At 42.2% G+C, this 18812-nt stretch carries 15 protein-coding genes and 1 tRNA gene; 7 read left to right on the forward strand and 9 right to left on the reverse strand.

Going from position 1 to position 18812, the window contains the following annotated elements; translation table 11 throughout:
* Positions 1-158: 158 nt before the first annotated feature.
* Entirely contained in the window at positions 159-1046 is an 888-nt protein-coding gene (locus FRX45_RS04860; RefSeq protein ID WP_152267275.1) for an AraC family transcriptional regulator, read from the forward strand.
* Between the two features lie 52 nt (positions 1047-1098).
* On the opposite strand, the gene FRX45_RS04865 is transcribed toward FRX45_RS04860, so the two are convergent.
* From FRX45_RS04865 to FRX45_RS04895, 7 genes are all read right to left on the reverse strand, one after another.
* Positions 1099-1863: a creatininase family protein gene (locus FRX45_RS04865; protein WP_152267276.1), complete on the reverse strand. Its 765-nt coding sequence runs from the start codon at positions 1861-1863 to the stop codon at positions 1099-1101.
* Positions 1864-1883: 20 nt separating this feature from the next.
* Positions 1884-2765 carry a RidA family protein gene (locus FRX45_RS04870; protein WP_152267277.1) on the reverse strand — a complete coding sequence of 294 codons (882 nt, stop codon included), beginning with the start codon at positions 2763-2765 and terminating at the stop codon, positions 1884-1886.
* A complete protein-coding gene (locus FRX45_RS04875) occupies positions 2762-3895 on the reverse strand; it encodes a mandelate racemase/muconate lactonizing enzyme family protein (protein ID WP_152267278.1) in 1134 nt (377 codons plus the stop codon). The genes FRX45_RS04870 and FRX45_RS04875 overlap by 4 nt, the downstream gene beginning before the upstream one ends.
* 58 nt (positions 3896-3953) lie before the next feature.
* Positions 3954-4727: an SDR family NAD(P)-dependent oxidoreductase gene (locus FRX45_RS04880; RefSeq protein WP_152267279.1), complete on the reverse strand. Its 774-nt coding sequence runs from the start codon at positions 4725-4727 to the stop codon at positions 3954-3956.
* 18 nt (positions 4728-4745) lie between these two features.
* On the reverse strand, positions 4746-5426 hold the full coding sequence (locus FRX45_RS04885; RefSeq protein ID WP_152267280.1) for an RraA family protein: 681 nt from the start codon (positions 5424-5426) through the stop codon (positions 4746-4748).
* A gap of 565 nt (positions 5427-5991) precedes the next feature.
* On the reverse strand, positions 5992-8697 hold the full coding sequence (locus FRX45_RS04890; protein WP_152267281.1) for a carboxypeptidase-like regulatory domain-containing protein: 2706 nt from the start codon (positions 8695-8697) through the stop codon (positions 5992-5994).
* Between the two features lie 63 nt (positions 8698-8760).
* On the reverse strand, positions 8761-11412 hold the full coding sequence (locus FRX45_RS04895) for a DUF7133 domain-containing protein (RefSeq protein WP_152267282.1): 2652 nt from the start codon (positions 11410-11412) through the stop codon (positions 8761-8763).
* Positions 11413-11780: 368 nt separating this feature from the next.
* Here FRX45_RS04895 and FRX45_RS04900 point away from each other — a divergent pair, with 368 nt between their 5' ends.
* Entirely contained in the window at positions 11781-13265 is a 1485-nt protein-coding gene (locus FRX45_RS04900; protein ID WP_226804964.1) for a serine hydrolase, read from the forward strand.
* Between the two features lie 21 nt (positions 13266-13286).
* On the opposite strand, the gene FRX45_RS04905 is transcribed toward FRX45_RS04900, so the two are convergent.
* Complete coding sequence (locus FRX45_RS04905) at positions 13287-13547, reverse strand: hypothetical protein (protein WP_152267283.1); 261 nt, start codon at positions 13545-13547, stop codon at positions 13287-13289.
* Positions 13548-13853: 306 nt separating this feature from the next.
* Between FRX45_RS04905 and FRX45_RS04910 the strand changes: the two genes are divergently transcribed.
* Both FRX45_RS04910 and FRX45_RS04915 read left to right on the forward strand, forming a co-directional pair.
* Positions 13854-14231, forward strand: a complete 378-nt coding sequence (locus FRX45_RS04910; RefSeq protein WP_152267284.1) for an SRPBCC domain-containing protein — start codon at positions 13854-13856, stop codon at positions 14229-14231.
* Positions 14232-14239: 8 nt separating this feature from the next.
* Entirely contained in the window at positions 14240-14731 is a 492-nt protein-coding gene (locus FRX45_RS04915; protein ID WP_226804972.1) for a hypothetical protein, read from the forward strand.
* Between the two features lie 85 nt (positions 14732-14816).
* Here FRX45_RS04915 and FRX45_RS04920 read toward each other — a convergent pair.
* A tRNA-Gln gene (locus FRX45_RS04920) sits at positions 14817-14887 on the reverse strand.
* Positions 14888-15047: 160 nt separating this feature from the next.
* On the opposite strand from FRX45_RS04920, the gene rbsK reads away from it, so the two are divergent.
* The 3 genes from rbsK to rimO all read left to right on the forward strand — a co-directional run bounded on the left by rbsK (position 15048) and on the right by rimO (position 18704).
* Positions 15048-15980, forward strand: a complete 933-nt coding sequence (rbsK, locus tag FRX45_RS04925) for a ribokinase (RefSeq protein WP_152267285.1) — start codon at positions 15048-15050, stop codon at positions 15978-15980.
* A gap of 180 nt (positions 15981-16160) precedes the next feature.
* A complete protein-coding gene (locus FRX45_RS04930; RefSeq protein ID WP_152267286.1) occupies positions 16161-16985 on the forward strand; it encodes a formylglycine-generating enzyme family protein in 825 nt (274 codons plus the stop codon).
* A 405-nt stretch (positions 16986-17390) separates the two neighbouring features.
* Complete coding sequence (gene rimO / locus FRX45_RS04935; protein ID WP_152267287.1) at positions 17391-18704, forward strand: 30S ribosomal protein S12 methylthiotransferase RimO; 1314 nt, start codon at positions 17391-17393, stop codon at positions 18702-18704.
* Positions 18705-18812: the final 108 nt, after the last annotated feature.

Here is an 18812-nt window from a genome sequence, read left to right on the forward strand (position 1 = left end):
GGTGATTAACGGGTCTCCCAACAACAATTTGAATGTAAAAATCTTAACATGATAAATTTCGTACCTTTCGAATAAAATGATTCATACAATCATAGCATAGTACTTTTTTATAAGTTTTTAAAAAGCATAGTTTTAAAACCAGATATTTTACTGTCATTATGGAGCTTGATGTAAACTGTACGAAAACAAGGAAGATCATTGATTTCAGAAAAAACGGGTATGATGATCTGATCGTCCTTGGAAAGTATAACTATAACAGAACAGAGGGTAATCTTGCTGATCATGTGCACCATAACATGATTGAAATATGTTATTATGATAAGGGGAGCCAGTGGTTTTGTGTGAATGATAAAAGATATCTGGTGAAAGGAGGGGATGTGTTCATTCATTTCCCGGGAGAGCTGCATGGTTCCGGGGGATACCCCGAAGAAAAGGGGCTGTTATACTGGCTAATCATTTGCCTTCCTCCCGCGCTTTCTTTTTCAGATGGAAATGATGCGGGAGATCTGGCTTATTTGTGTCATAACCTTATACGCAAAAATAAGCGTCATTTTAAAGGGGAAACAAAATTAAAGCAGGTACTGGAAGATGTTTTTAATTGCTATCATGATAATAAGGAAGAAAGGATAAGGCGTATAAGGGTAAACCTGCTTATTCAAAATTTTTTGCTGTTGCTGCTCGACTGTATAGATAAAGAAGATAAGAACGGAAGCGATACGGACCAGGCAAGGATAAGTGAAACACTTGAATTTATAAATGATAATATTTACAGCAACATTTCAATCGCTTTGCTTGCCAAACAAACATTCCTTTCTGAATCCAGGTTTAAGAATCTTTTTAAAGAACTAACAGGATTTACCCCCGCGGATTATATACAACGAAAACGCATTGAAAAGGCTAAAGCGTTAATGCTGGAAAAACCATCCATGCCTTTATCACAGATCGCGTTTGAGCTTAACTTTTCCTCTCCCCAGCATTTTAGTTCCGTTATGAAAAAATATACCGGTTCTGCCCCCAGCCTATTTAAGGCGGAAAAGCACAGATGAGATAACCGTATCATTCAGGAGAAATAGGAGTAATGGTCCGCAGGACGGGTATTCATTTTTTACCCGCTGCCAGGAGATCAGTAACCACATCTTTCAGCGACGTTACCACAGATTCAGTAATGCGTTTTCCTTTTTCCGCGGATGCTTTTGTGGGATCGCCAAAAATGCCGTTTGAAGTAGCAGCTTTCATTGTTCTGTAACAGGTAGCATGCGAACCATGCAACATATCGCCTTCGGCCCATTTAAATGTGGGTTCATTGGCGCCTTTTTTGATTTGGGTTTTATCAACGAGATGATTTGCCGCAAATTCAATAACTGAGGTTTCCAGTTCGCAGGCATGCCCGGTACCGCCGGGCCCTGTTTCTGAGATATGCATCAACGCTTCCCTGACCAATACCCACCAGGTTACAGACACAAAGTGCGCATGGCGGTACTTATAGCCCAACTGCTCAAGTATTACCTGTGCGATGCCCTGGTTGCCGCCATGACTGTTGAACAATATTATTTTATAAAAGCCATGACGTAAAACCGACTCAATGATCTCTTTTGCTACCAATGAAAATGTGTCGTGGCTTAACGTTAAGGTTCCCGCAAAATCCATGTGATGGTCGGAGCAGCCTATACCTACAGAGGGAAGTATAAGCATATTGGGGTTGATGAGGTTATTAAGTGTATACAAAAAATGCTCACCTATGATCCTGTCTGTTGCCAGTGGCAAATGAGCGCCATGTTGTTCCGTTGCTGATACAGGTAATAACACCGGGATATCTTTATCAAGCTCCGCTATCTGATTTGAAGTAAGCTGGTCCCATATCATAATAAATGCAATTTATACATCTAATTTTTTATAGCCCACAATTCTATTTCCACCAGCAAGCCGGGTAACAGTCCTGTTTGAACAGCAGTCCTGACCGGCAGGGGTGGTAAAAAGTATTTCCGGTATATCTGGTTAAACCGCTCCCATTGAGCAAGGTCTTTCATATATACATTCACTTTAAAAACATCCTGCAATGTGCATCCGGCGCTTTCCAGCGCCTTGCTGCAATTCTGCAATGTGAATATTGTTTGTGCTTCAATGCTGTCACCCTTAATATTTCCATCAATGTCTATAGCGGCCTGGCCGGAAATAACCACCAGCTTTTTTCCTTCCACAATTAATACAGGGGAATAAGGCCCGGCCGTTTTATGTTGGCCCGCATGAGTGGGTACGTGCATCGTTATTTTACCCGGATGCGCTGCCGGCATAGCATCATAAGGAAGATAGCCTGTAAAACCGGCGATTTTCCACTGTCCGTTTTTTTTGCGGCAATAAAATAAACTTTGCCAGTTCAGTGTTGTTTTTTGACCATCTGATTTTGCAATGTCCCCGGAAAACTTTTTTCTTACCAATGCAGTATTGCCACTTAAACCTATATCACTGATGGTTGTTACGCGCCATAAGCAGGCTTCAGCATCTTCGGCCCATTCAGTTGCTTTAAAATATCTTGCCTGTTTCAACCACGCGGTCCTGTACAATTCCACATCAGGAAATTTAAATTCCCATTCGTCAGGGTTGTTGGAGAAACATGCATCTACGCCGGTAAATCCGTCTGTTATAAAATCATTGGCGATCATTGACCAGTCCTCCTGAAGGAAAGCATCTATATCTCTTTTCATCAGCATTTCCCAAATATGCCGCCGGTCTTTGTCTGTTTCAGGAAATGGATTTTGTATTATCATAAATGATATTCTTTTTTATCGGTTTGATAATGTGCTATGGCATCCGGGTCGGGTTCAACGCCTAATCCGGTTCCCTGTGGCAGATAAACATAAGGGGGTTCAAACAAGAGGGGCTTTTTAAGTAAATCATGCGCTCTTATTGACCGTCCAAAGATGTCGCTGGGCCAGGTGCAGGAAGCCGCGGCTGATGCGCAATGCACATACATGGATTCAAGTATGCCAAGGTCTATCTCCGAACCATGCCAGCAAGGTAACCCGGCAGCGGAAGCGATATGGTCAAGCCGCTGAAAATCGGCCAGTCCGCCGTTAAAGTTAAATCCATCTACTGCTTCAAGCTGAATCGCCTGTATGGCATCCTTTATACGTTGCCCATCCAGTAAATAAGGTAAAGAAACATGCAGCACAACAGGGATAGAACTATAAGCTCTCAATGAAGCATACTCCGTTAACTTCCAGCGGGGAACCGGGTCCTCCAGGCACAATACATTACCAATATTTTTTAACCCGTCAATTCTTTTACGGGCTTCAAAAGCATATTGCCATCTTTCATTGGGATCCAGTATTACCTGCATGGAAGGAACCGATGCTGCAATCGTTTCGCACCAGCCCTGTACATCATCCTGTAAATCGCACTTGAATTTAATACAGTCATATCCCAAAGCGTGGTAGTTTTTTACCAGGTCGTCCACCTCCTCAATGATTCTGTGGCTTGACCATGCGCTTACCTTCACTTTTTGTTTACATGGCCCTCCCAGCAAATCCACCACCCGCATGTTATGCAGTTTTGCATAGGCATCCCATACAGCACATTCAAATCCATCATATTCCCTGCAAAAGGTAAAAGGAAGTTTTTGCAGACTCAGGCTTTCTATGTCCACGCCCAAAAGGGTATGGATGATAGCGTCTACAGTGGCCCAGTTATGATTACGGTAGAGCTCTCCCCACCCGATAATCCCGCATTCCAGTTCCATCTTAATGAGCAGCTTTGGAAGTTTATCAAACTGCAAACTCCAGCCTCCCATGGCTCCCACGGGCAATTTGTGAAGGGGTTTGCTAACCTGCTTGCTGTCAATGGCGCCTTTAAGGGCGGGGACAACTACCTCGTAGCATGTAATTCTCGAAATCTTCACTTTGCAAAAGCTTTATGATTTTTAATTTTATTCCTTTTATAGCAGATGGTTACGCATGCTAAACGCCGGATAGTCTAATCGTGTCACCGTTATCAACACAGATGGTTTGCCCGGTAATGGATTTACCCAGGTCTGAAAGCAGGAATACAACAGTATAGCCGCAATCTTCCGGCTGTATCGCACGGGGTATCGCCTGCCCTTTTTGAATGTAATCCTGCACCCATCGTTCAGCATCGCTGGTCCAGGTTCTGATCAAATCATAATTTTGTTCGGCATGAACATAACCAGGCGCTATCGCGTTTACCCGTATGTCGTATTTTCCCAACTCTACGGCCATACCCCGAGTTAATCCCTCTACTGCCGATTTAGCGCTACCGTAAACGGCATATCTTGACATGGTAGAATGGGCGTGAACCGATGAAATATTTACGATATTACCTTCCGACTGATGCTTTAAAAGCTGTTTCACAAAAAACTTTGACATCATCCAAACGCCTTTTATATCTACCTGGTACAAATCGTCAAATTCCGTCTCGCTCGCTTCATGTGCAAATTGACTTAATCCTACACCGGCATTATTCACAAGCCCATGAATAATACCTACCTCTTTTTCCAAACGATGGAACATGGCTTCCACCTCTGTATACTTGCTCACATCGGCGATCACCGGTATGGCATCAGGATAGATTTTTAAGACCGCTTCAATTCTTTCCTCGCATATTTCGTTTATAATAAGCCGCGCGCCATATTCATGCAGCGCTTTACAAATTCCACCCCCTACGCCAAAGCCACCCCCTCCTGATATTATAATGTTTTTTCCGGTTAGATTCATTGTATAATGATTATAAGATTACATTACCCCGTAAGCAGAGAAAGCTGCGCAGGCGCTCATTCCTTCTTTAATTTTTAGTTTAACTATATTTTCTTTCAGCGATTTCTCAATGGCTTTGGTAATGATTTCTTCTTCCCTGTCCTGTGGTATTATGCATACGCCATCCACATCACCGAAAATAATATCACCGGGTTTAACCGTCACTTCCCCGAGCTTGATCTCTGTTCTGAAATCTATTACTTTGCCTCTGGGGCCCTGATCCTGGGAATACCCGCCATAAGAAAATGTGGGGAAATTCAAATGTATACCACCTTTCGTATCTCTTGAATAACCATTCACTACGGCGCCGGTACATCCTAGTTTTTCTGCACGGGTGCTCATGAGCTCACCCCATAATGCATAAGTGGGCGAAGCGCCTGTACAGATGTAAACCTCGTTCTGCTTCAAATCATCCAAAGCTTCCAGCATCAGCCCGAAAGGTTTTTCCAGGAGTTGCGTGCTCATATTGTCATCAATATCTGCTTCCAATACCGTCATTGCTCTTCCCACTACTATCATTGTATGATGCAATGGCCGGATCTGTGGAGGCAAAAACTGATTTACCAGGCCAGCCTGATCCATTACATCACCAACAACTGCCGGAAATAGCTCCTGTTTCATGGTAGCGAATAACGCGTCATCATTAATCCATTTTTTCATAAATATTTTTTTAATAGTAATGGCATATTAACCTGTCCTATCTCCTATTACCTTTTCACCATTCGTACGCAGTCATCCTATACTCACAAATGAAAGCGCTTTTCTCTGCATATTATTTGGCTAATATCTCATCTTTAGCATAAAGGGATTCATACAATTATATCATAGTACTTTTTTATAAGTAGAAGCATATAAAAGGGGATGAGTTAAATGGATTTTACATTTGCTTTTCGGATAACAGTCGGCTATTAAAAGTGCAGCAAATAATTTCGGAATTACCAGCTATGTTAAAACCAGGCTGGCAGGAAGGGAAACTAAAAGCACATCGAACCGCTAATGAACCGGTAAATATGTTCAGCCGAAGCGTTTCAGTAAATCTGCATAATCTTCTCTTCCGGTAATACAATTCCAATTATTAATAACTCAGGGTTAATGCTTATTGTTTCAACAGAACAATTAAGGTAAATTGCTTGCTTTCAGGGTTAAGGGTTTACAATACAGGCCCCATTTCTATGGGGCTTTTTATAAGTGCTGTATCATTTTGGGGCTGCGCAGTTAACGGGCATTAATTTTCTATGTTCAGGTATTGGTATAACACGCCAAACCTTCCGGTTAAATCTGTTCCCTGCAGGACAATCAAATAGCTGCTTTTACTTTCCGATGTGTAAAAAGAAACTTCGGCTTCTCCTTTTTTATCCGTGATGATATCGGGGTTCCAATAGATCGTTGAGCGCAGATCAGGAAAAACATTTTCCTGGCCGGGCGAAGTATATTTGGGACTGTAAAATTGTTTTGCAATAACCGGCACAAGTGGTTTATATAAATAAATACCCGGTGTTTTTTTCATAAATGGTCCCTCGCCGGTTTTAGTGGTTATTTCAATAAAAACAGGGGGATCCATGAAGTTGATTTTCATAGGTTCATAAAACTTAGACTGGTACGCTAAATTGTATTTTACACTTTTCATTACCTCTATTGCTTTCACATCCTCTGCAGAATAATACCGTAAAACATCAATAGGATCCATCTCGAACCAACCCAAATGCGTTCCGTCAATTACTATTTCTACCTTGCTTTTACCAATGGCGAACGGCGCGCCGCGAACCACGGGGAATCCCGGTATTTGCCTGCTTAAAACATGAAGCAGATCTTCTTTAGGCGTTGCCTCTAAAATTTTTTCGGTAATTACCTGGTCAGCACCTCCGTCTTCATTGAGATTTTTTGAACCCTGTATTTTGCGTTTTGCACTTATCACTACCTCTTCAAGAAAATTACCATCTCTTTTCATTTGTTGCCATAGCAACTGCTGGTTTGATATGTATTTTCTTGATGCCGTATCGAACAACAGGTTATCCTGCCAGTACCTGGATATTTCGTTGGTGTAAAGCGGGTAGGTTTTGAGATTGACTGCTATTCCTACATTGAAAGCCTTACTTCTTTTGTTCAGCGCCCTTAGCAGCATTCCTGCACTGTCTTTTAGAAAGTAGGGAAATTTTTTAAATGCAAAAACGCCGGCAGTATTGGTTATGGTATCCATAAAAAAAGAGCCCTCGCTACCTACCTTACCAAACAAGGATACATTTACATGAGCGAGCGGCTTATTGAAAGCATTGGTAACTTTTCCGGTAATGCTAAATTCCTGTTCCTTCTCAAAGGCGGGCTGTGGCACCTTCCAGTTGTAATTTACCCAGCCTTGTGTCAGCATCAATGCATCTGTGGCTTCGCTGTATGGATTTTTGATGTAAAACCAGGGATATTCTATGTCTCCCTTCAAATCAGCGCTCAGCAGCATATAACTGAGAATATTTTCACAGTCGGCAGTAAATTTTACCTGGGCTGTATCAATTACAGCCAGGGAGAAGCTGCCTGTAACGGGCGCTGCATTGGTGTTCTGTGATTTTATTTTTAATGAAACGCTGTCTTTTTGCCGGTATAGGGTTTTGTGAGGTTCTGCATATAGCCTGATTGTTTCATCGTGCCATACAAAGGTGATGCGTTCGTTTAGAGGGTTCATGTTGCTGTTGTACAAAGTAAACTTTATAATTCCCTGGGGAAACATGGCTTTCGCCAGCTTTACTTCGGCTTCTTTTTTTGTGAGATTAATTTTTGCGCCGGCATAAGTAATGCCTCTTGAACGGCCTGCCAAATAATAAACAGCAGGCGCCCGGCTTTGCGCGGCAATGATTTTAATAGTAATACTATCAGCGTCTTCTTTATTGATAACCTGGAGAACTATGCCTGATGCTTTTACCCCGGGCAGATCATACACCACCCCGTTGCTAAGTTCTGCGACATATGTTTCCCCGGTTTGGGGTGTAAAGCGCACTATTCCCATTCCTTTATGAACAGACGCGAATTGTGCTACTGTATTGCGTTTGCTGTCTTTAATAACCCCGCTCACATCCACACCTTTTCCGAAAATGCTGATAGCTTTAAAGCCGGTATTTTGCTTTATGCCCGCTACCAGGCTGCCTCCTTCCGGCATAAACTGGAGATCAATTTGCGGGGTGCCTGAATTTCTAACGGGAATGTTTAGCTGCAAATTATTTTTTGATGCAATTTCCAGGACAATATTCCTGTCTGTGCTGATGGCTTTAAGCGTTGTATCAATATAAATGTTACCGTCAGCATCTGTAGCGGTTCTAAGCTTTAAATAATTTCTAAGGCCCGAACGAAGTCTCACCGTCACATTTGTATACGCAAGCGGCTCTGCGTTCCCGCCTTTTAATACGGTATATAAAACAAACTGATTGTTGCTGAAATCAATTTTCCTGATATCCGCTTTCCATTGCTCTGAGCGGGCATCAATTACTTTAAAACGGCTTTCAAAAAACAGGGTGTCACCAAAGTTGCGCATCCAGTTGGTATAGGCCCTTAAAATGTAAGCGCCTTGTTTAAAATCATCCTGTGGCAAAGCAATACAACTGCTGAACAATCCAAAGAATACCGGTGCGCTGGTTCTTTTGAGCACTGCACTTTCTTCGTTAAGAATCTCAATGTAAGCAATACCGGTACTGTCGGAAGGCTTGTGTTCGGCTGCATCCAATGCATATCCTTTCAGCCAAATGCTGTCGTTGGGTTTATAATAAGGCTTGTCGTAATGAATAAATATTTTTTCGCGGGGAAATTTATCAGCCATGGTATCGGATGCAGACAATTTGCTGACAAATTCAGCATGTTGGGCATGGGCCGCACTTGAAATGACGAACAAAGCGATAAAAACCAGGAATGCTTCTATACCGGCCTGAATAGCCCTTTTCACTTCCTTCATGCCAGAAAGATATAAAAGAATACCAGAAGCAAACAAGCGAATGATCATCGTCTCCTGTCTTTCTTACCCTTTCTGTTGCGAGAGGTAGGTGATGAGCGAGGCAAATTCCTCATACGATAAAGCATTGGCCAAACCAGGAGGCATTATTGATGTTTCCTGCTCTTTGCGTTCCTTAATGTCTTTGGTATTGATGGTATGCGCTGTTCCGGTAATGTCCCGCAAAACAATTTTGTCTGCCGATTCCCCGGTAACAAAACCCATCATGCTTTTACCATCTTTTGTAGTAACAAGCACCGTTGCAAAGCCCTGGGAAATGGAGGCATTGGGTTTGAGAATAGACTCGGCAATTTGCTTACGGGTCATAATAGAACCTATCTGACCCATAAAAGGCCCCTTCATGGTTTCACCTTTGTTAATACTATGACAGGCAATACATCCCTGCTGAATAAAGAGCGTTTTCCCGGTAGCAGGATTGCCTTTAATTTTATCCATAGCAAGCATAATATCTTCTATGGATGATTTTCCAATCTGACCTTTCCTGTTCCTGATTTTATTTAAATCAATTTTGGTTTCATGCTCCGGTTCCATTTCTTCTTCGCCACCAAACTGGCTGATCCCCATCCGGAGTTTGCCATTGAGACCTGCGAAAAATTCTTTTCCGGCAGCATCCTGCTTATTCCATTCTGTTGTAAGCAGCGATTTAATTTTATCTGAAGATGCCCACGTAATGGGCTTGTAGTAGGGTCCGTGTGTATCAGGCCGGGTACTCCACCACCAGGAACCATCATAAGGAGCTTCAGTTTTATAGAGCCGGGCCAATGTGGCAAGAATTTTACTTTTCATCTCTTTGTCCCCGGTTTTGCCGTAAGCAGCGATCAGCCCGTCCACAGCCCGCGGATCATGCATATAACGCAACGCCCAAAGTGCCAGCTCAGCATTTTTAGAGTCAATGGCGGCTATGCAGGCTTCCACGGCATTCAACTCTACCAGCGCCTTTACAGCAAGATGAGCGGGAATGATGTCTGTGTTGGGCGTAGCATGAGGTCCTTCCTCACCTTTGGGTGGAGATACAAATGAGCCAGGAACGGGTATTTGCAGCAATGCCTCCGCAGCTTCTATTCGCCCCAGGCGTCCCAGCCCGATAATGGATGCTATTTGAACACGTGGTGAAGCATCTTTTAACCCGCTGATAAAAGGTTCAGTGGGCACTTCTTTTAAAAATGGTTTCCTGTCGGCAAGTGCACGTAATGCAAATTCCTTCACGGCTTCTTCGGAACTGAGCTGAACCAGGTTTTTAATGCCATCTTGGCCTGCTGCCTGCGCGTAGGTATAAATTGCGGCCACACGTGCATACAACGGTAAGCTATTATCGGTTGCCAGTTCCCATGCTGCTTTGGTAGATTCTTCTCTTTTCCTTGAAATCAGTTCCTGCTGTGCATTCAACCGTGCCACGGCACTGGCAGATTTTAATAAGGATTGCAGTTCCGGTACAGAAGCGGCTTTAAGATCGGGAAAAGGTTTGTATTCCCAGTTCTCAGGTATAGCACGAACAACAAATCCTTTACCGGAATCTCCCGAATAACCGGCGCCATCCCAGGCCGACAGGTAGAGCCTTCCGGAAGCATCAATATCTAAGTCGGTAACCTGTGGTAATTTAATGAAATCTTCCTGTTCCTGTGTGTAGCTTCCACCGGATGGAGTTACCCTGTGAATATATACCTGGTTTCTTCCCCAATCCGCCATCATGGGTACGTTGTTGTATTTATCCGGCCAGGTGCCATCATTCATAAAAAGAGAACCTGTACCGGAGCCGCCGCCCAGGTCTACCATGGCGGGAATGATTTCTTCCGTGAAATGTTTAAATAATACCGGGTACCCATACTCGCCCGATTGCAATTGATGACTGAAGCGAATGTTCCAGCCGCCTCCGTCATTCGTATTATCACGGGTGAAAATATTCATGTAAGGGTCTATGGCTACATCATAGATATTGCGTGTGCCGTGTGAGTAGATCTCCATCTCCGTACCGTCAGGACGTACCCTTACTATTCCTCCACCCAGCATAGTTAATTTTTTTCCATCGCGGTCTATGGCATCATGAAAACCAAAATCGCCTGTGGCAATATATATCCAGCCATCTATGCCCATCCGGATTCCATTGGTTGCATGGTCGGTGCCGCGGCTTTTAAGAAATGTTGGATTGCTTATATGTTCGATAAGTGGTTTAGAAGGTCCGTCGGCTACCCCATCATTGTTCTTATCTTCAAAAACCACAAGATCCATACCCGTTGCGAGGCTATCTTTTGAAAACATGGTGTGAAGAACAAAAAGCTTGTCGCCAAGCGATATAATTCCACGGGGGTTGTCTACTGCGGCATACTCCGTATGACTGTCCATTATCCCGTCATTATTACAATCCACCAACCTCATGATCATTCCTTTGCCGGGGTCTTTACCCAGTGAGCCAATCATATCCACCCCAACATATACTTCGCCTGTGGCTGCTACTGCAAGGCAGGCAGGACTGGGCGTAAGGTCAGGGCCTGCAAAGCCGGTTATCTGAAGTTCATTTGGCCAATTGAGGCTTGTGCGCAGCGAATCAATAGATGCTAATGCTTTATTTCTTTGCTGGGGTTCACAATTTTGTGGTTTGTTGTTGTTGCATCCTATAAAAAGCAGAAGCATACAACCGAAGACTACACTAATTTTTGTCATGTATGTAGATTAAAAAGGGGCTTAAAGTAATGAATTCTCCCTGATTTTAAAAAAACTATTCCTTTTTTATAAAACTGAAGCGCTGCATTTTTGTTGGGAGATTGGTGTTTCTCTTTGGGCCGGTTGTACTGAATTGATCACTGTAACATTACATTTTTGCAGTACAATTTTGAGTCATAAGCTATCATATCATGATGCAGTGTTTAAATAAAATGGCTTCTGCATCTTTTCTCTTTTTCAATGGGAACCGTATGGAAAGATGGCGCAAATACATGCATTCTCCATTTTGCCTTCATCTCATACCACATGTATATGTGTTATACCATTTACATAATTTCAGGTGTATTGCCATCGTAAAATAATAGTTTGTGTTTTCATTATTAATAAATTCAACAATGAAAAATAGGTTATCGATTATTTTTTTAACCACAGGAATATTAATTCAGTTATGCGCAAGCGGGCAAAACAATGATAGTATTGAAATTAAAAAAGTAGAGACAAATCTTATTCCCATACTGCAAATTACAGGCGAGCCTGCTATAACTATTGAAGAGCGAATGCAATATTATCATGTGCAAGGCTTAAGTATAGCTGTTATAAAAGATTTTAAGTTGCTTTGGGCGAAGGGTTTTGGTTGGGCAGACGATAGTTTAAAAATTCCTGTAACAACTAAAACACTTTTTCAGGCAGCTTCTATCAGTAAATCTTTTAATGCGGTTGGCGTGCTTAAGCTTGTTCAAGACAAAAAACTGGACTTAGATGGCGATATTAATAACTATTTGCGAACATGGAAATTTCCGTACGATAGTCTATCAAAAGGCAAAAAAATTACAATCAAAAATCTATTAAGCCATACCGGTGGCTTAACTGTTCATGGTTTTGATGGATACGGCAGAAATGATCCGCTTCCCGCTTTGCAGCAAATTTTGGATGGACAGAAACCTGCAAACTCCCCACCAGTGCGTTCTATGTATGAGCCGGGAATGAAACATGAATATTCAGGCGGCGGAACAACGATTTCGCAAATGATTGTTACGGATGTAACTCATGAATCTTATACAGATTATATGAAGAAACATGTATTGCTGCCAATGCAAATGACACAAAGCACTTTTGCACAACCACCTATTGGTATTGACACTGTTTTACTTTCAAGTGGCTATTATAGTGATGGTAAGCCAATACCTGGAAGGTATCATATATATCCTGAAGAAGCGCCGGCTGGTTTATGGACAAACCCAACAGAACTTGCAAAGTTTATTATTGAAATACAATTAGCGTATCAGGGAAAATCAGAAAAAGTGCTGAATCAAAAAACAACGCAACTGATGCTTACGCCCTATATAAATAATGGTGTTGGTTTAGGTGTTTTCATATCTGATAGCGCTAGCACACAATACTTTTCGCACAGCGGGTCTAATTTAGGATTTGTAAGTTTATATGATGGCAGCTTTACAGGTGGTAACGGAATAATAGTAATGGCAAATACTGACAATGGTGCTATTTTACAAGAAATTATAAATAGCATTGCCACTGTTTATGGATTTAAGGGCTTACTATTTACATCCGTAAAAACTATTGTAAAAGTTGATACTTCTGTTCTGAAAAAATACACTGGCATTTATAAATCATCACCCGATTTTACAGTTAATATTACATTGGACGGAAATCAATTGTATGTTGAACCAAAGGGTCAGGATAAGTTTGCAATTTTTCCGGAATCCACAAATAAATTTTTCAGAAAACAAAGCCCTCCTATAGACATAGCATTTATTTCAGATGATAAAGGACATGTAACCAGCGTAATTTTTAATATGCATTGGAGAAAGATAGAGATGAAAAGAACTGAATAAAAAAATAGCTGAACATCATTATTAGTCGTTGAACAACCTGTCGTGAATATCCCCCATATCCTGTTCAAGCATACGGGTGAATTTGCTGAAAGCAGCATCGTTACCTCTTATCCTTGCAAGTTCCTGCAGATCGGAAATCCTTTCATAATCAACGGAGGTATCAAAAAGAAGGGCACGCTGTTGCAGGTCTTCCATATATTTATTCTTATCCAATGCTTTATAAGTCATCTGCATGCCCGAAAGTTCATCAGGTGAGGGATCAAAATCGAATATGGTTTCCATGCTGCAAAATAATGTATTTTTTTAGTTGATAAGCAGTCATGTCTAGGTGCATTTCAAATTCTCGCTTGGGCTAAAGCCCAGGTGGAGTGTGTGCTTTTATTGCCCCGCCTGTAAAGGCGGGGCAATAATGAAGAAAGGCAGATGAGCTTTAGCCCAAAGAGTAGTGGAAAAGCATCCGCTGACCACAAAGTGGTCACATGTTTAAAGAATTGTAAATTAGTTTAGATATGACCCCAAAGGGGTCGCAGACAATCAGGATGAGCTTGCAATAAATATTGAGGTACTTTTGCACTAAACAATACACCATTGAAAGCGTTTAAAAAATATTATATCATTCCTGCTCCGCCCGAAGAAGTATACAACGCTTTAACCAATCCTTTGGCTATAAGGCTATGGACGGGCGAACCGGTTACCATGTCTACCGAGCCTGGTTCGGAATTTTCATTGTGGGGTGACAGTATTGAAGGAAAGAATCTTGAATTCATACCAGATAAAAAAATTGTACAGCAATGGTATTTTGGTGATATGGATGAGGCTTCCATCGTCACCATTATATTGCACCCTCATGCACACGGAACCTCGGCGGAATTAAAGCACAGTAATATTCCCGACAGTGAATTTGATGATATTACGGAGGGTTGGAATAACGTTTATTTCAAATCACTACATGAATTTTTTGAATAACCCTGCTCATGGAGTCTGTTATAAAAACGGCCACGGTCGGTGAACTTAAGGATGAGCTGCAATCTGTTCCACCGGCACAGGTATTGGCACTTTGCCTGCGGCTGGCAAAATTTAAAAAGGAAAACAAAGAATTACTCACTTACCTTCTTTTTGACGCCCACGATTTACCCAATTATATTGAAACAGTGAAGCGGGAAATGGACCGGCTTTTTAGTGAGATCAATTTTTCGAATATATATCTCGCTAAAAAAACCATTCGGAAAATACTAAGAATAACCAATAAGCATATTAAATTCACCGGATCTGCACTTGCCGAAACTGAACTGCTGTTACACTTCTGCATTTCTTTAAAAGCTTCCGGTATCCCCATTAAAAAAAGTACGGCGCTCACTAATCTTTTTGTAAATCAAATTAAAAAAATCGAAAAATCGCTGGCGTCTCTGCATGAAGACCTGCAATATGATTATACAAAGGCTTTTGAACAGTTGAAAGCAAATTGATAAAAGCAGAGAGAAAAAGCGATTGCCGGGATTTGAAACCAAAAAACCTTGCAAATGATTGATCTGCAAGGTTTAATTTTTAATGTTGCCCGACCTGGATTCGAACCAAGACAATCAGATCCAGAGACTGATGTACTACCATTATACTATCGGGCAATAGGAATAAAAGAACAAATTTGAGCCGGCAAAAGTACAACTTTCCATTTATTTTCAAGGTATTTTTTAAGTAAAAACAACGCCGTATTAAAACTGCGGTACGGTGGGCAAGTTATAATTTTCTATATTGTACAATAAACCCTGTTTAATTTACTGCTATATGAAGGAGGGGCAAAACGATTCCGCCGGCATACTTGTTATTGGAAGCTCAAATACCGATATGGTGGTTAAATCCAATCGTATTCCCCTCCCCGGTGAAACCATTCTGGGAGGCAATTTTTTCATGAACCCCGGCGATAAAGGTGCCAACCAGGCAGTAGCTGCTGCCAGGTTGGGCGGCAAAGTTACCTTTATTGCCAGGGTGGGCAGCGATATTTTTGGCGAACAGGCCATTGCCCATTTTAAGCAGGAAGGCATAGATACGTTTGGTGTGATTGTTGATCCTCATCATGCTTCAGGTGTAGCGCTTATAACTGTAGACGAGTTTGGGGAAAACTGCATTGTAGTAGCTTCCGGGGCCAATGGTTTCCTGTTGCCCGAGGATATATTGCAACACAAAAATAAAATTGCCGAAGCGGGTATCATTCTCCTGCAACTTGAAATTTCAATAGAAACGGTTAATGAAGTAGTGGCGATTGCCAGGACAAATCAAAAAAAAGTGATCCTTAATCCTGCCCCTGCCTGTTCGCTTCCAAAAGAAATTTTTACAGATCTTTTTTTACTAACGCCCAACAGGCTGGAGGCGGAAATGCTCACGGGAATAAAAATTGAATCTTTAAGTGATTGTGAAAATGCTGCCCAGATCTTTAAAGCCAAAGGTGTGTGCAACAGCATTATTACATTAGGTGAGAACGGGGCTTATGTGAATAGCAAAACATTTGCCGGTCATATACCATCCATTAAAGTTCAGGTGGCAGATACTACGGCTGCAGGCGATGTTTTTACCGCGGCGGTAGCGGTAGCCCTGGCAGAAGATCAGTCTATGGAAACAGCCGTACGATTTGCCACTAAGGCAGCAGCCATTTCCGTTAGCAGGCAGGGTGCGCAAGCTTCGGCGCCTTACCGGAAGGAGATGGGGGGAGATGAGAGGTGAATAGTGAGAGGTGAGCCAGCCATGAAAATGACCATTGCGTGTTAGAAATGATACTCATATAGCTGAGGTTTATCTTAACTCAAAAACCTTAAAATTTGAATTCAAATCCTTCCGCTATCATCTCAAATCTGAAATAACAAATTTCAAATTCCCTATATTTGAAGCGTATAATCTTTTTGTATGAAGTTACTGGTAAGATACACTTTATTGATAGCCGTAAGTTTTGCACTTATGAATGTGCTGGTAGGCCAGGATACCGGGGGTAAAAAAAAGAAGAAAAGAGGAAAGAAAGATGAACCCGAACTTCCTGTGGTGAGCCAGGGATTGTTAGACAGTATATCCGGCAATCTGGTATGGGTTACGGGCGGTAGTTTTATAATGGGCAACCGTTCAGGAGAAGCCGATGAAAAACCTGAATATGAAGTAGTAGTAGATGGCTTTGCCATCAGCAAATACCCCGTGACCCAGCGTCAGTGGACGGCGATTATGGGCAGTAACCCCAGCGAATTTTCGGGCTGCGACCAATGCCCGATAGACAGGGTAAGCTGGGATGACGCCAATCGTTTTATTGAAATTTTAAACAAACTTTCCGGTAAGAAATATGCTTTACCAACCGAAGCAGAATGGGAATACGCTGCTAAAGGAGGGCCGAAAACCCAGGGTTACCGCTATAGCGGCAGCGACAATATTGACGAGGTAGCATGGCATACCGGTAACAGCAACAGGCAGCCGCATCCCGTGGGAGAAAAAAAACCTAATGAGCTGGGTTTATACGATATGAGCGGAAATATGTGGGAATGGTGCCAGGATTGGTATAATAAAAACTATTATGAACTTCGGGAAAGGAATAATCCCACAGGACCCACCTCTGGATCTGGCCGTGTACGGCGCGGCGGATCATGGTTTACACAAGCCGCTAACTGCAAAACTTCAACACGCAATAGCGTAAAACAGGATTATAAAGATGATAGCGGCGGTTTCAGGCTGGTACAATATCCGAATTAGCACGATTACCGCCAGGTAAATTCGGACAATAAATTAAATTCTTGTCCTTGTTGGGTGTTGTGCCCAACCTCCGGGACATCCGGTTGGTGATATCAGCGCACTATATGCTGTACATGATATCAGCGAAAATAGATTCCTCTAAATTCGGAATGACAGGCCGTGGTGATACTGTGGTCTATAAGGAAAAGTTTCAACAGAATAAGATTCATGAACATTTCTGCACTAGCTCAATCATAGCTTATTAATGGGTTGACAATTAGCATAAAGTTGGTAGGGCATAGCGTTGATTGAGATGATCGGAATAATGTTTTCCATGTTAAAATAAATGTCCGCTCTGGCAGGAATTTGCGCGGGGAGGAGCGGCGAAGAACAGAACCGGATTTTATGTGTAATTTCGCCGCTTATATGAAGACAAGAACACTCCGGAAAGACAAAGTGAATATCATTACCCTTGGTTGCAGTAAAAATGTGGTAGACAGCGAAGTATTAAGCGGGCAGTTACAGGCCAATGATATTGACGTAGTGCATGAGAGCAAAAAAAGCGACCACAATATTGTGGTGATCAATACCTGCGGTTTTATTGATAAGGCCAAAGAAGAATCCATTAATACCATTCTTGATCATGTAGAGCTCAAAAAAAAGGGCAGATTGGATAAGGTGTACGTTACCGGCTGTTTAACCGAACGATACAGACAAAATCTTGAAGCAGAGATACCTGAAGTAGATGCCTGGTTCGGCACAATGGAGCTGCCGCTGATCTTAAAAAGATTTGAAGCAGATTATAAAGCAGAATTGGTGGGTGAAAGATTACTGAGCACCCCCAGTCATTATGCGTACATGAAAATATCTGAAGGCTGCAACCGCACCTGCTCTTTTTGCGCTATTCCCTTAATGCGGGGACAGCATGTAAGCAAGTCTGTGGAACAATTGGTGGCGGAAGCCGAAGGGTTGGTTCGCAAAGGAGTTAAAGAAGTTATGCTGATAGCCCAGGAGCTTACCTATTACGGGCTTGATATTTACAAAAAAAGAGAATTGCCGCGCTTATTGCATGCCCTCGCAGATGTAAAGGGGTTGGAATGGATTCGCCTGCATTATGCTTATCCCTCTAAATTTCCACTGGAGATTATTGACGCCATGAAGGAACGATCCAATATCTGTAATTACTTAGATATGCCTTTGCAGCACAGCAGCGATAATATGCTCAAAGCGATGCGCAGACAGATTACAAGAGCCGAAATGGATGATTTGATAGGGGATATCAGAAGCCGCATCCCGGATATTTGTGTGCGTACCACGCTCATTGCGGGTTTCCCGGGGGAGACGGAGGCCGATGTAGAAGATATGAAAGCCTTTTTGCAGGCACAGCGGTTTGACAGGGTAGGCATTTTTACCTATTCGCATGAAGAAGGCACTTCTGCTCATACATTAGAAGATAATATTCCTCATGAAGAAAAGGAACGCCGGGCGCAGGAAGTAATGGAAGTGCAGCAGGAGATCAGTTATGAAAAAAACCAGGAAAAAGTAGGAAAGATATTTAAAGTGCTGGTTGATAAAAAAGAAGCAGGGCGGTATCTGGGCCGCACCGAATTTGATTCGGTAGAAGTAGACAATGAAGTGATTATTACCACCGGCCATAAACTGACCATGGGAGAATTTGTAAATGTAAAGATTACCAAAGCATATGATTACGACCTGGAAGGCATTGTAGCAGAGGCATAAGCTGATTTTTTTATTTTTTGCTCCTCATTTTATCGCAATAGAAACAACTTATATAAATAATACCAGACAAAACAAATCCCAGTCTAACGGGTTTTTGCAACGACCTCA

The organism is Agriterribacter humi, from assembly GCF_009192765.1.
In the GTDB taxonomy this organism is placed as follows: Bacteria; Bacteroidota; Bacteroidia; order Chitinophagales; family Chitinophagaceae; genus Agriterribacter; species Agriterribacter humi.

Bases quoted from the DNA above. Each gene is read 5' to 3' on its own strand.
- FRX45_RS04915 (WP_226804972.1), top strand. From the start codon at position 14,240: ATGGAGTCTGTTATAAAAACGGCCACGGTCGGTGAACTTAAGGATGAG.
- rbsK (WP_152267285.1), top strand. From the start codon at position 15,048: ATGAAGGAGGGGCAAAACGATTCCGCCGGCATACTTGTTATTGGAAGC.
- FRX45_RS04930 (WP_152267286.1), top strand. From the start codon at position 16,161: ATGAAGTTACTGGTAAGATACACTTTATTGATAGCCGTAAGTTTTGCA.
- FRX45_RS04865 (WP_152267276.1), bottom strand. From the start codon at position 1,863: ATGATATGGGACCAGCTTACTTCAAATCAGATAGCGGAGCTTGATAAA.
- FRX45_RS04905 (WP_152267283.1), bottom strand. From the start codon at position 13,547: ATGGAAACCATATTCGATTTTGATCCCTCACCTGATGAACTTTCGGGC.
- FRX45_RS04885 (WP_152267280.1), bottom strand. From the start codon at position 5,426: ATGAAAAAATGGATTAATGATGACGCGTTATTCGCTACCATGAAACAG.
- rimO (WP_152267287.1), top strand. From the start codon at position 17,391: ATGAAGACAAGAACACTCCGGAAAGACAAAGTGAATATCATTACCCTT.
- FRX45_RS04880 (WP_152267279.1), bottom strand. From the start codon at position 4,727: ATGAATCTAACCGGAAAAAACATTATAATATCAGGAGGGGGTGGCTTT.
- FRX45_RS04890 (WP_152267281.1), bottom strand. From the start codon at position 8,697: ATGAAGGAAGTGAAAAGGGCTATTCAGGCCGGTATAGAAGCATTCCTG.
- FRX45_RS04860 (WP_152267275.1), top strand. From the start codon at position 159: ATGGAGCTTGATGTAAACTGTACGAAAACAAGGAAGATCATTGATTTC.
- FRX45_RS04870 (WP_152267277.1), bottom strand. From the start codon at position 2,765: ATGATAATACAAAATCCATTTCCTGAAACAGACAAAGACCGGCGGCAT.
- FRX45_RS04895 (WP_152267282.1), bottom strand. From the start codon at position 11,412: ATGACAAAAATTAGTGTAGTCTTCGGTTGTATGCTTCTGCTTTTTATA.